This is a genomic window from Bradyrhizobium sp. 187 (genome assembly GCF_023101005.1).
Classification (GTDB): Bacteria; Pseudomonadota; Alphaproteobacteria; order Rhizobiales; family Xanthobacteraceae; genus Bradyrhizobium; species Bradyrhizobium canariense_D.
The window spans coordinates 6014535-6027356 of record NZ_CP064693.1; the positions used below are offsets into that span (position 1 = coordinate 6014535).

At 65.7% G+C, this 12822-nt stretch carries 10 protein-coding genes; all 10 read right to left on the bottom strand.

The window, feature by feature from the left end; translation table 11 throughout:
- Position 1: 1 nt before the first annotated feature.
- Entirely contained in the window at positions 2–922 is a 921-nt protein-coding gene (murB, locus tag IVB19_RS29130; protein WP_247294863.1) for a UDP-N-acetylmuramate dehydrogenase, read from the bottom strand.
- Between the two features lie 4 nt (positions 923–926).
- Entirely contained in the window at positions 927–2330 is a 1404-nt protein-coding gene (gene murC, locus IVB19_RS29135; protein ID WP_204513990.1) for a UDP-N-acetylmuramate--L-alanine ligase, read from the bottom strand.
- 138 nt (positions 2331–2468) lie between these two features.
- The gene (gene murG / locus IVB19_RS29140) at positions 2469–3569 is read right to left on the bottom strand and encodes an undecaprenyldiphospho-muramoylpentapeptide beta-N-acetylglucosaminyltransferase (RefSeq protein ID WP_085349085.1); all 1101 of its coding nucleotides are present in this window, start codon (positions 3567–3569) and stop codon (positions 2469–2471) included.
- 111 nt (positions 3570–3680) lie between these two features.
- Positions 3681–4832 carry a putative lipid II flippase FtsW gene (gene ftsW / locus IVB19_RS29145; RefSeq protein ID WP_018454238.1) on the bottom strand — a complete coding sequence of 384 codons (1152 nt, stop codon included), beginning with the start codon at positions 4830–4832 and terminating at the stop codon, positions 3681–3683.
- 238 nt (positions 4833–5070) lie between these two features.
- The gene (gene murD / locus IVB19_RS29150) at positions 5071–6471 is read right to left on the bottom strand and encodes a UDP-N-acetylmuramoyl-L-alanine--D-glutamate ligase (protein WP_018454237.1); all 1401 of its coding nucleotides are present in this window, start codon (positions 6469–6471) and stop codon (positions 5071–5073) included.
- Between the two features lie 7 nt (positions 6472–6478).
- Entirely contained in the window at positions 6479–7582 is a 1104-nt protein-coding gene (mraY, locus tag IVB19_RS29155; RefSeq protein ID WP_007600847.1) for a phospho-N-acetylmuramoyl-pentapeptide-transferase, read from the bottom strand.
- A 161-nt stretch (positions 7583–7743) separates the two neighbouring features.
- Complete coding sequence (locus tag IVB19_RS29160; protein ID WP_018454236.1) at positions 7744–9123, bottom strand: UDP-N-acetylmuramoyl-tripeptide--D-alanyl-D-alanine ligase; 1380 nt, start codon at positions 9121–9123, stop codon at positions 7744–7746.
- Positions 9120–10592, bottom strand: coding sequence for a UDP-N-acetylmuramoyl-L-alanyl-D-glutamate--2,6-diaminopimelate ligase (locus tag IVB19_RS29165; protein WP_018454235.1), 1473 nt, complete (start codon positions 10590–10592; stop codon positions 9120–9122). The genes IVB19_RS29160 and IVB19_RS29165 overlap by 4 nt, the downstream gene beginning before the upstream one ends.
- A gap of 84 nt (positions 10593–10676) precedes the next feature.
- The gene (locus tag IVB19_RS29170) at positions 10677–12431 is read right to left on the bottom strand and encodes a peptidoglycan D,D-transpeptidase FtsI family protein (RefSeq protein WP_018454234.1); all 1755 of its coding nucleotides are present in this window, start codon (positions 12429–12431) and stop codon (positions 10677–10679) included.
- The gene (gene ftsL, locus IVB19_RS29175) at positions 12428–12820 is read right to left on the bottom strand and encodes a cell division protein FtsL (RefSeq protein ID WP_018454233.1); all 393 of its coding nucleotides are present in this window, start codon (positions 12818–12820) and stop codon (positions 12428–12430) included. The genes IVB19_RS29170 and ftsL overlap by 4 nt, the downstream gene beginning before the upstream one ends.
- Positions 12821–12822 lie beyond the last annotated feature (2 nt).

The following is a 12822-nucleotide window of genomic DNA, read 5'->3' on the forward strand; positions in this document are numbered from 1 at the left end:
ATTAGCCGGGAATTCCGATCCGCTTGATTTCCCAGTGTAGCTCAATTCCGGAATTTGCCTTCACCCGTTCACGTACGGTCTCGCCCAGCGTCTCGATATCGTGCGCGGTGGCATTGCCCGTGTTGATCAGGAAATTGCAGTGCATCTCGGAGACTTCTGCACCGCCGACGCGCAAACCGCGGCAGCCGGCGGCATCGACCAGCTTCCAGGCGGAATGGCCGGGCGGATTCTTGAAGGTCGAGCCGCCGGTCTTTTCGCGGATCGGCTGCGCGGTCTCGCGATGGGTTTGCACTTCCGCCATGCGCGCGCGGATCGCCTCGGCATCCCTGAGCTCGCCGCAGAACCGCGCGGAGGTGAAGATGATGGAGGCATCGACGCCGCTGTTGCGGTAGACAAACTTCATGTCGGCATTGGAGAAGATGTGCTTCGTGCCGTCGCGCCCGACGCCACGCGCCTCGATCAACACGTCCTTGGTCTCGCCGCCATTGGCGCCCGCATTCATGCGCAGCGCGCCGCCGATCGTGCCGGGAATGCCGAAGTAAAATTCGAGCCCGCCGATATTGGCCGACGCGGCGACTTCCGCCACGCGCTTGTCGAGCGCGGCTGCGCCCGCGGTGACGACATCGCCGCTCGCGCTCGCCTCGCCAAAGGCGCGCGGCGCAAGCCGGATCACCACGCCCGCCATGCCGCCGTCGCGCACGATCAGGTTGGAGCCGACGCCGACGACATAGACGGGAATGTCGCTTGCGAGATGCGCGAGGAAATAAGAGAGATCGTCCTCATCCGTCGGCGTGAACAGCACCTGCGCGGGACCTCCGACGCGAAACCAGGTGAGCTCGGCGAGCGACTGGTTCGCCAGCAGCCGGCCGCGAAGATCGGGCATCACGGCTTTGAGGTCGGGTGTGATGTCGGGGAAGCTCACTGCGCTACCCCAGCGCCTTCAATTCGCCGGGCAAGGCATACGCCCATTGCGTGATGTTGCCGGCGCCCAGACACACGACGAGATCGCCGGACTTCGCCACGCCCTTGACGATGCCAGCGAGATCGGACGCCGCGGGCAGCGGGATCACCTCGCGGTGGCCGTGGGCGCGCAGGCCCGCGGCGAAATGGTCGCGATCGATGCCTTCGATCGGCGTCTCGCCCGCAGCATAGACCTCGGCGACGATCACCGCATCCGCATCGTTGAAGCAGGTGCAGAATTCCTCGAACAGCGACTGCAGGCGGGTGTAGCGATGCGGCTGCACCACCGCGACGATCTTACCGTTGGTGGATTCCCGCGCCGCCTTCAGCACCGCCGCGATCTCGACCGGATGATGGCCGTAGTCGTCGATGACGGTGACGCCGTTCCACTCGCCGGTCTTGGTGAAGCGGCGCTTGACGCCGCCGAAGCCGGCGATCGCCTTGCGGATCGCCTCGTCCGACACGCCGAGCTCGCGCGCGACCGCAATCGCGGCGGTCGCGTTGGAGGCATTGTGGCGCCCCGGCATCGGCAGCATGAGATCGGAGATCTCGTGCACGGCGCCCGTCTTGCGATCGCGGAAGGCAACCTTGAACTTCGATCCGCCGCCCGCCGGGGTCAGGTCGACGAAGCGCACATCGGCCTGCGGATTCTCACCATAGGTGATGATGCGTCGATCCTCGATCTTGCCGACAAGGGTTTGCACCACGGGATGATCGATGCACATCACGGCGAAGCCATAGAACGGCAGGTTCTCGACGAAATGGCGGAAGGCGTCCTGCACCGCCTCGAAGGTCTTGAAGTGATCGAGATGCTCGGGATCGACATTGGTGACGATCGCGACCTCGGTCGGCAGCTTCAGGAACGTGCCGTCGCTCTCGTCCGCTTCGACCACCATCCAGTCACCCGCACCGAGACGCGCATTGGAGCCGTAGGCATTGATGATGCCGCCGTTGATCACGGTGGGATCGAGGCCGCCGGCGTCGAGCAGCGTCGCGACCATCGTGGTCGTGGTGGTCTTGCCGTGGGTGCCGGCGATGGCGACGCAGCTCTTCAGCCGCATGAGCTCGGCCAGCATCTCGGCGCGGCGCACCACGGGGATGCGCCGTTCGCGCGCCGCCGTCAGTTCCGGATTGTCGCGCTTGATCGCGGTAGAAACCACGACGACCTCGGCCCCGTCGACGTTCTCCGCCTTGTGGCCGACCGAGACCCTCGCACCGTTCTTGCGCAGGCGGTCGAGATTGTAATTGTCGGAGGCGTCCGAACCCTGCACGGAATAGCCGAGATTGAGCAGCACCTCGGCGATTCCGCTCATGCCTATCCCGCCGATCCCGACGAAGTGGATAGGTCCGATCTCGCGCGGCAGTCTCATGGTGTATCCCGCAGTTCCCTTCGTCATGCCCGGGCTCGTCCCGGGCATCCACGAATCCTTACCACTTCTTGCAAGACGTGGATGGCCGGGACAAGCCCGGCCATGACGGCAAAAGTAGGAATTCCGGCCGATTTCGCGTCAGATTCCCGCGATTTTGGCCACCAGATCGGCCAGCCGCTCCGCTGCGTCGAGCCGGCCGGCGCCGCGGGCGGCCTGCGCCATGGCGGCAAGACGCGCGGGCTCGGCGGCGAAGGCGGAGATCTCGGCGGCGAGGCGATCGGAGGAAAACTCGGTCTGCGGAATGCGGATCGCACCGTCGACCTTGGCCAGCACGCCGGCATTGGCGAACTGGTCCTGGTCGATCGCGCCCGGCAGCGGCACCAGGATCGAGGGCCGCCCGATCGCGGCAAGTTCCGCCACGGTGCCGGCGCCTGAGCGCGACACCACCAGATGGTTGGAGGCCAGCCGTGCCGGAAGATCGGTGAAAAACGGCGCGAGCTCGGCCTTGATCTTCAGTCTGTCGTAGACCGCACGCACGCGCGCCATATCCTCGTCGCGCACCTGCTGGGTGAGGACGAGCCGGCTCCACAGCGCAGGCTCGAGGCGCTCGATCGCGCCCGGCACGATGTCGGCCATGATGCGCGCGCCCTGGCTGCCGCCGACGACGAGCAGGCGCAGCGGACCGTTCACTTCAGGCGCAGCATATGGCACGCCAGCTGCGGCGAGGATCGCCGGACGCATCGGCGTGCCGACCGTCGTGGTCTTGCCTGATAGCGCCGGATCGCGATCGAGCACGCCGGGCAACGACGTCGCGATGGCTTGGACGCGGCTCGACAGGAACCGGTTGGCGCGGCCGAGCACCGCATTGGCGTCATGGATGATGCCGGGCACGCCGGCGAATTTTGCGGCGACCAGCGGCGGCAGCGTCGGATAGCCGCCGAAGCCGACGACGGCGACCGGCTTCAGTCGCTTGATCAGGCTGTAGGCGGACAGCGTGCCGGCCGCGAGCGTCAGGCCGGCATAGGCGAGCTGCAGCGGATTGCGTCCGCGCGCAGTCTCGCTCGAGACGACGTCGATCATGTCCTTGGTGAACAGTCCGCTGTAGCGCAGCGCGCGCTCGTCCGTGACGAGGCGGACGCGGAAGCCGCGCCGGATCAGCTCGACGCCGAGCGCCTCGGCCGGAAACAGATGGCCGCCGGTGCCGCCCGCGGCGAGAAGAATCAGGGGGGAGGTGTCCATGGTGGCGAGTTTTACAAGGACTCTTTCGTCATTGCGAGCGCAGCGAAGCAATCCAGACTGCCACCGCGGAGAGATTCTGGATTGCTTCGCTTCGCTCGCAATGACGAAAAACTATGCGTAGCTGCGCATCGCCTCGGCGTGGCCGCTCGCCTCGACTTCGGTGCGCGGGCGCAGCCGCGTCAGCGCGAGCATCATGCCGACACCATAGGCCAGCGACACGATCGAGGAGCCACCATAGGAGATGAAGGGCAGCGTCATGCCCTTGGCGGGGATGAGCTGGAGATTGACCGACATGTTGATGGCGGCCTGCACGCCGAACAGGATCGCCAAGCCCGAGGCCGCGAAGCGCGAGAACATGTCCTCGTTGGCATAGGCGCGCGACAGCGTCCGGATGACGACGAAAGCAAACAGTGCCAGCATCGCGAGGCACAGGATGATGCCGAACTCTTCGGCGGCAACCGCGAACACGAAATCGGTGTGGCTGTCGGGCAGGCTGCGCTTGGCGATGCCCTCGCCCGGTCCGAGGCCGAACCAGCCGCCATTGTAGAAGGCCTCCATGGCGGTATCGACCTGGAAGGTGTCGCCCGAGGCCGGATTCATGAAGCGCTTGATGCGGCCGGCGACGTGGGGAACAAAAAGATAGGCGCTGAACAGTCCGGCGGCGCCGAGGCCGGCGAGCCCGAACACCCAGATCATCCGCATGCCCGCGATGAAGAACAGCGAGCCCCACACCATCAGGATCAGCATGGTCTGGCCGAAGTCGGGCTCCATCACCAGCAGCGAGACCAGCATCAAGAGCAGCACCAGCGCCATCGAGGTCGCCGGCATTTCTGGCCGCCTAGTGGATTCCGCGAACAGCCAGGCGGCCATGACGACGAACGACGGTTTTGCGATCTCGGAGGCCTGGATATTGAGGCCGAGTAGCGTGATCCAGCGCCGCGAGCCCTTTACTTCGGGGCCGATCGCGAGCGTCAGCACGATCAGGACGATGCTGACCGCAAAGATGATCAGCGCCGAGCGACGGATCGCCCGCGGCGACAGGAAGGACACCCCGAGCAGCACGATGCAGGACGGCACCAGGAATAGCACGTGCCGGCTGAAGAAGTGGAAGGGATCGAGCCCGATGCGGGTCGCAACCGGCGGGCTCGCCGCCAGCGACAGGATCACGCCGGTCAGCATCAGCGCCAGGATGGCACCCATCAGCGGCTTGTCGACGGTCCACCACCACTCGGAAAAGGGGGTGCGTTCTTCACGGGAGAGCATGGCGGCCGCTTTCGGACAGAGGTCGGTCCATTGGTCGCCGAGGTTGGTTACCGGGGGGTTAAGGAAACGGGGATGATTGGAGATGAAGGCGAGCGCTTACCTCAAATGCCCGTCATGCCCCGCGAAAGCGGGGCATCCAGTATTCCAGAGACGTCGAGGGTTCATAACCACAGCCGCGGCGTACTGGATCACCCGGTCAAGCCGGGCGACGACAGCGGAGCAACAACCAGCAGCGTCCCTACACCACCGGCTTCATGCCCGGCAGCGCCTGCACCAGCTCGCGGAACCTGGTGCCGCGAATTTCGAAGTTGCGATACTGGTCGAAGGAGGCGCAGGCGGGCGACAGCAGGACGACCGCGTCAGCGATGCCTGACGCCTCCGCATCGCATGCGGCTTGCTCGACGGCGACGTCGAGGGTCTGGCTGATCTCGTGCGGCACCTTCGTGCCGAGCGTGCCCGAAAATTCCTGCGCGGCCTCGCCGATCAGATAGGCTTTTCGGATGCGCGGGAAGTAGCCGGTGAGGCCGGTGATTCCGCCGGCCTTCGGCTTGCCGCCCGCGATCCAGAAGATGTCCGAAAAGGACGACAGCGCATGCGCGGTGGCGTCGGCATTGGTGCCCTTGGAATCGTTGACGAACAGCACGTTGCCGCGGCGGCCGACCTGCTCCATGCGATGCGCAAGGCCGGGGAAGCTGCGCAGGCCGTTCTGCAAGACGTCGAGGCCGATGCCCATCGCGAGCGCGGCGGCTGCCGCGCACGCCGCGTTCTGCGCATTGTGCAAGCCGCGCAGAGAACCGATGCCGCCGAGCGCCGCGATTTCACTGCGCGCGCCGCCCGAATTGCGCACGATATGGCCGTGCTCGACATGGATGCCGCTGGCCAGCGGATTCTTGACGGAGATCCGCACCACGTTCTTGCCGGCGCGATCGAGCCGGTCGGCGATATCGCGGCAAAAGCCGTCGTCGACGCCGACGATCGCGGTGCCGCCGGCCTGCACACCGGCAACGAGTCGCTCCTTCACCGCGGCGTAATGCGCGATGGTGCCGTGGCGATCGATGTGGTCTTCGCTGACATTGAGCAGAATGCCGACGGAGGGATCGAGTGAAGGCGTGAGGTCGATCTGATAGGACGACATCTCGATGACGTGGACGCGGCCCATGCCCGGCGGCTCCAGCGACAGGATTGCGGTGCCGATATTTCCGCCCATCTGGGTGTCATAGCCGGCGACCTTGGTGAGATGCGCGATCAAAGCCGTCGTCGTCGATTTGCCATTGGTGCCGGTGATGGCGACGAACGGCGCATCCGGCGCGTGCCGGCGCCTTTCGCGGCAGAACAGCTCGATGTCGCCGATCACCTCGATAGCGGCCTCGCGCGCCTTCAGCACGCTCCAATGCGGGACTGGGTGGGTCATCGGCACACCGGGCGCGAGCACCAGCGCGGCGAAATTCGCCCATGAGACGTTGCGCAAATCAGCCGTGATGAAGCCCGCTTGCGCGGCCTTGGCGACATTCTCGGCGCTGTCGTCGGCGGCGATCACCTCGGCGCCGCCCGCTTTCAACGCGTGACAGGAGGCGAGTCCCGAGCCGCCGAGGCCGAACACCGCGACCGTCTTGCCGGCAAAGGACGTGACGGGGATCATCGATCGTTCACCGCAGCTTCAGCGTGGATAGGCCAGCGAGCGCCAGCATCACCGAGATGATCCAGAACCGGATCACGATCTGGGGCTCGGTCCAGCCGAGTTGCTCGAAATGGTGATGGATCGGCGCCATCCGGAAGATGCGTTTTCCCGTCATCTTGAACGACACCACCTGCACGATGACGGAGACTGCCTCCAGCACGAACAGGCCGCCGATCACCGCGAGCACGATCTCGTGCTTCACCGCCACTGCGATCGCGCCCAGCATGCCGCCGAGCGCGAGCGAGCCGGTGTCGCCCATGAAGATCGAGGCCGGCGGCGCGTTGAACCAGAGGAAGCCCAGGCCCGCACCCAGCAGCGCGCCGCAGAGCACGGCGAGCTCGCCGGTGCCGGCGACATATTTGATCTGGAGATAATCGGCGAACACCGCGTTGCCGGCGAGATAGGCGATCATGGCAAAGCTCGCAGTCGCGATCATCACGGGCACGATGGCAAGGCCGTCGAGACCGTCGGTCAGGTTCACCGCGTTGCCGGCGCCAACGATGACGAAGGCGCCGAACACGACGAAGAACCAGCCGAAATGCAGCACGGTGTCCTTCAGGAAAGGAATCGTCAGCGCGGTCGACGCGGGATCGCGGTTCAGCCGCACCAGCGCGTAGCAGGCCACCAGCGCGATCGCCGCCTCGATCAGCAGGCGAAGCTTGCTGCCGAACCCGGTCGTGGTCTGCTTCGTCACCTTGAGATAATCGTCATAGAAGCCGACGAAGCCGAAGCCAAGCGTCACCGCCAGCACGATCCAGACGTAAGGGTTGAGCGGATTGGCCCACAGCACCGTGCCGACCGTGAGACCGGACAGGATCATCAGCCCGCCCATGGTGGGCGTGCCTTTCTTGGCGAGATGCGATTGCGGACCATCGGCCCGGATCGGCTGGCCCTTGCCTTGCCGGATGCGCAGATGGTCGATGATCCAGGGTCCGAACAGGAATACGAACAGCGCGCCGGTGACGACGGCGCCGCCGGTGCGGAAGGTGATGTAGCGGAAGACGTTCAGGAAGGTGCGAACGGCACCGAAGCCCGGAAATGTGTTGGAGAGCTCGATCAGCCAGTAAAACATTCAGACGGTCCTATGGCGCCTTTGCACGCGCCTTGATCTTGGCCTTGTCAACCTGCCTCACGCGCATTCGCTGGTCTTCATCATCGGGTCGGGCGACCTCTAAAGAAAACGAACGGCTTCGCGCCGGAAAGGGGATTCGGGAACAGCGCCTTCCAAGCAGTTTACGCCCTTGCCTGCAAGGCGGCCACTAGGCCCGGCACAAACTTGTTGACCCAGAACATCTTCTTGCTGCCCTTGACAACCACGACATCGCCTGCCCTCAGCAGATTTGCGACCTCGCCCGGCTTCAGCGTGACGGGGTCGTCGTGCCAACCGAGACCCTTGCCGGCTGGAAGCACCTCGAACAGGTGACGCATCAGGGGTCCGACGCAATAGACGCCGTCGATGCCGTCGAGATGCCTGGCGAGGTCGATGTGATAGGTTGGTGCGCCGTCGCCCAGCTCCAGCATGTCGCCGAGCACGGCAATGCGGCGGCCACCGGTCGTGTTGCGCGCCTGCAAGCTTTGCAGCGCGGCAGCCACGCTGGCCGGATTACCGTTGAAGCTGTCGTCGATCACGGTGACGCCACCGGCCGCCTGCTCGACGCCACGGCCGCTCATGATACCGACCCGGTCGAGCTTGATCGCAAGCGTCGCCGCATCGAGGTTGGCCGCACGGATCGATGCGAGCGCGGCCAGCGCATTCTGAACGCGATGCGGCGCGCCCGGCGTCAGGCTGAACGCGATCTCCTTCTTGCCGAGCGCGGCCACGACCTGCCAGCTGTCGCCGTGCGGCGCGTGCGCGACTTCATGCACCTCGGCTTTCTCGCCGAAGCGTATGACCTTGCCCTTCCAGTCCGGCGCCTTGATCCCGGCGGGCAGCACCAGCACGCCTTCCGCGGGCAGGCCGAGTGCAATCGACACCTTCTCGCGACGGATGGCTTCGAGCGAGCCGAGCTTCTCCAGATGCACCGGCTGGACGTTGACGACGAGCGCGACCGTCGGCCGCGTCAGTTCGCTGAGCCGCGCGATTTCGCCCGCCTGGTTCATGCCCATCTCGACGACCCAGAGATTGGCATCGGGGCGCGCATTGCACAGCGTCAGCGGCACGCCCCAGAAATTATTGAAACTCGACGGGCTGGCATAGGCATTCGGATAGGCCGCGAGGAATTCCTTGGTGCTGGTTTTGCCCGCGCTGCCGGTGAGCCCGATCACCGGCCCGTTGAAGCGCGCGCGTGCCGCGCGCGCAAGGCCCCAGAGGCCGTCGATCAGCGTGTCCTTCACGACGATCTGGGGAATGCGGATGCCCGCGATCTCGTGCGGCACGATCATCGCGACCGCGCCCGAGGCTTCCGCCTTGTCCGCGAACTCCCAGCCGTCACGCGCGCTGGCGAAGGCCGAGATGAAGCCGCCGCTCGGGGTGCCGCTCAGCGCGACGAAGAGGCTGCCCGGCTTCACCAGCCGGCTGTCCTGGGTGACGAAGTCGATCGGCGTGTCCGGGAACGATCCGGCGGCGCCCAGCGCGCGCGCCACTTCGGCCACCGTCCATATGGGCGCGCTCATGCAATCCTCGACGCTAATGCGGCGGCGACCGCCTCGTGATCACTGAAGGGCAAAACCTCTCCGCCGACGATCTGCCCGGTCTCGTGGCCCTTGCCGGCGATGAGCAGCGCATCGCCATCTTCCAATTCGGCGATCGCGGTGCGGATCGCCGCGGCCCGGTCGCCGATTTCGCGGGCGCCCTTGGCGGCGGCGAGAATTTCGGCGCGGATCGATTCCGGCTTCTCGCTGCGCGGATTGTCGTCGGTGATGATGACACCGTCGGCGTTGCCGGCGGCGATCTCGCCCATGATCGGACGCTTGCCGGCATCGCGGTCGCCGCCGGCGCCGAACACGACGACCAGCCTGCGCCTGGCGTAGGGACGCAGCGCCTGCAGCGCCTTGGCCAGCGCATCGGGCTTGTGCGCATAGTCGACGAAGATCGGCGCACCGTTGCGCTCTCCGACGCGCTCTAACCGGCCCTTGGCGCCTTCGAGATGTTCGAGGCTCGCGAACACGTCCGCGGCGTCGCCGCCGGTGCCGATGGCGAGGCCAGCCGACACCAGCGCATTCTCGATCTGGAACTCGCCGACCAGCGGCAGCCGGATCGTATACCGCTTGCCGCGATGTTCGAGCGCGAGCACTTGCGAAAATCCTTCGACCTCCGCACCGGCGAGACGAATGCCCTCGCCCGCCCCGTCGCCGTTGCGACCGACTGCCATCACGCGCAAGCCGCGCGAATTCGCAGCACTGATCGCCTCCGCCGAGCAATCATGATCGGCGGAGATCACGGCCGCGCCCCCCGGCGGGACAAGTTCGCGGAACAGCCTGAGCTTGGCCGCGAGATAATGCGCGACGGTCGGATGGTAATCCATGTGGTCGCGCGAGAGATTGGTGAAGCCGCCGGCGGACACGCGCACGCCGTCGAGGCGATATTGGTCGAGCCCGTGAGAAGAGGCCTCGAAGGCGAGATGCGTGACGCCCTCGCGCGCGATCTCGTCCAACTGCCGGTGCAGCGCGATCGGATCGGGCGTCGTCAGCGAGCCGTAGACGGTACGTTTCGGCGAGACCAGGCCGATGGTTCCGATACTGGCGGAGGCGTGCCCGAGCCGTTCCCAGATCTGCCGGGTGAATGCGGCGACCGAGGTCTTGCCGCTGGTGCCGGTCACCGCCGCAATTGTCGCAGGCTGCGCGGGAAAAAATCTTGCCGCGGCCAGCGCCAGCGCGCGGCGCGGATTGGCAACTGTGATGAACGGCACCTTGCAGCCGTCAGGCGCATGGTCGCCGACGACCGCCACCGCGCCTGCGGCAATCGCGGCATCGATAAAGCGCGCACCGTCGGTCTTGCTGCCCGCAAGTGCGAAGAAGAGATCGTCTGGCTTGACCGCGCGGCTGTCGAGCGCAACGCCGGTCACGTCGAGCGCCGCGACCGCGGGCTCGATTGCGGCGTCATTGCCCTGAACGTCCTGATCGAGGAGGTCGCGCAGCTTCATGGTCTTCCAGTCGACATGCCGGACCGGATCGCCGAATCTGCAGGGAAATCCCGACTCAGCAGCGGCAACGGCCCACCCGGTTGATTACTGGGTTGTCCTGGATGCTGCAAGAATAAGGCGCTCGGACGGCGGCAGGTCGAACCGCGGCTCGACACCCAGAAGCGGCGCGATCCGCTCGATCACCTTGCCGCCCGTGGGCACCGCGTTCCAGCCCGAGGTGATGAAACCCTTCGTTTCGGGAATGGCCTGGGGCTCGTCCAGCATGATCAGGATCTGATATTTCGGATCGTCGCAGGGCATGATCGCGGTGAAGGAGTTGAGCACCCGTTTCTTGGCATAGCGGCCGTTGATGACCTTCTCGGACGTGCCGGTCTTGCCGCCAACGTAGTAACCCTTGACGTCGGCGGTCTTGGCGGTGCCGATTTCTGCATTGAGCCGCATCAGGAACCGCATCTTGTCGCTGGTCTCCGTCCTGATGACGCGCTTGGCCATCGCCGCCGCTTCGGCCTCGCTGCGCTTCATGAAGGTCGGCGGAATCAAATAGCCGCCGTTCACCAGCGCGTTGATGCCCATCACCGCCTGCAGCGGCGCCACCGACATGCCTTGGCCGAACGCGATGGTCACGGTGTTCAGCTCGCCCCAGCGGCGCGGTATCAGCGGAGCCGCGCTTTCCGGCAGTTCGGTGCGCAGCCGCGTCAACTGGCCCATCTTGCCGAGGAATGCCTTGTGCGCCTCGACGCCCTGCCCGAGCGCGATCCGCGCGGCGCCGATGTTGGACGAGAACGTGAACACTTCCTTGGTGTTGATGAAACGTCCGAGCGCGTGGCTGTCATGGATGGTGAACTTGCCGTAGTGCAGGTTTCCCCGTGCATCCCACATCGAGTTCAAATTGATTTTGCCGGAATCGAGCGCCATCGCCAGCGTGAACGCCTTGAAGGTCGAGCCCATCTCGTAGACGCCGGTGGTCAGGCGATTGATGCGGTCGGGATCGTGCGCTTCCTTCGGATTGTTGGGATCGAAATCCGGCAGCGAGACCATCGCCACGATCTCGCCGGTCTTGACGTTGGAGACGATGCCGGAGGCGGCCTTGGTGTGGTATTTCTCCTTGGCCTTCAGCAGCTCGTCACGCAGTGCGTGCTCGACCCGCAGATCCACCGATAGCTCGATCGGCTTTTGCAGCCGGTCGGTGGCAAAGCCCGCGCGGTGGAGATCGGCGAGCCCCTGATTGTCGAGCCACTTCTCCATGCCGGCGATGCCCTGGTTGTCGATGTTGACGAGACCAATGAGGTGGGCGACCTCGTTGCCGGTCGGATAGACGCGCTTGTTCTCGCGCAGGAAACCGATGCCGGGAATGCCGAGCTTGTGGATGTCCTGCTGCTGCTTCGCCGTAATCTCGCGCTTGAGCCAGACGAAGCCCTTGCGCGTCTTCAGGCGCTCGCGCACCTCGGCCTCGTCGAGGTCGGGCACCGTGGCGGTCAGAAGTTCGATTGCCTCGTCCTTGTCGATGATGCGACGCGGCTCGCCGAACAGGCTCGACGCCTTGACGTCGGTCGCGAGGATCGCGCCGTTGCGATCGACGATGTCGGGCCGCGCGGTCGCGACCACCTCCTGCGCCGCGGCGCGGCGCGCGCCGTGGGCGTCGGCGCCGATCGCGAACATCACTAGCCGGCCGCCGATCAGGGCGTAGACCGCGCCAAAGGCGAGCATCGCCAGGCCGACGCGCGCCCGCGCCTTGGCCGCGCGATCGACGTTGCGCCCGTACAGCAGGCTGCGGATCAGGCGCTGGCGCCAAGGCTCAGTCGGCTTTTCTGCCGGTTTGGCCGGGGTCACAGCATTCATGGCTTGTCCTCGGGCTGAGGTACGGCGCCCGTCACATTATCGGGATCGCTGGCGGCTTCGATGGTGTTGAGCATGGCGCCGATCGGATCCGGCTCGCCCGGCCTGAACATCCGCGGCGGGCGCTCGGGCAGATTCTTCAGTGAGTCATATTGCGTGCCGTTGACCGGCTTGAGCTGCAGATGCCGATCGGACAGGCCCTGCAGGCGCAGGGGCGCATCGAGCTTGGCCCATTCGGAGCGCAGCGCCGCGATCGCATCGCGCTGCTCGCGGATCTCCGCATGCAGCCGCAGCACCTTTTCGGTGCGCGCCGTGGAGTCCATCTTGATCCTATAGACATAGGCTGCCGCGAAGATCAGCGCGCCGATGACGAGGAGGTGGATGAAGCGCATGC

Coding starts and splice junctions, on each gene's coding strand:
- mraY (WP_007600847.1), bottom strand. CDS start 7,582: ATGTTTTACTGGCTGATCGAGCTCTCCAACACATTTCCGGGCTTCGGT.
- murC (WP_204513990.1), bottom strand. CDS start 2,330: ATGAGACTGCCGCGCGAGATCGGACCTATCCACTTCGTCGGGATCGGC.
- IVB19_RS29160 (WP_018454236.1), bottom strand. CDS start 9,123: ATGAGCGCGCCCATATGGACGGTGGCCGAAGTGGCGCGCGCGCTGGGC.
- IVB19_RS29165 (WP_018454235.1), bottom strand. CDS start 10,592: ATGAAGCTGCGCGACCTCCTCGATCAGGACGTTCAGGGCAATGACGCC.
- murD (WP_018454237.1), bottom strand. CDS start 6,471: ATGATCCCCGTCACGTCCTTTGCCGGCAAGACGGTCGCGGTGTTCGGC.
- ftsL (WP_018454233.1), bottom strand. CDS start 12,820: ATGCGCTTCATCCACCTCCTCGTCATCGGCGCGCTGATCTTCGCGGCA.
- IVB19_RS29170 (WP_018454234.1), bottom strand. CDS start 12,431: ATGAATGCTGTGACCCCGGCCAAACCGGCAGAAAAGCCGACTGAGCCT.
- ftsW (WP_018454238.1), bottom strand. CDS start 4,832: ATGCTCTCCCGTGAAGAACGCACCCCCTTTTCCGAGTGGTGGTGGACC.
- murG (WP_085349085.1), bottom strand. CDS start 3,569: ATGGACACCTCCCCCCTGATTCTTCTCGCCGCGGGCGGCACCGGCGGC.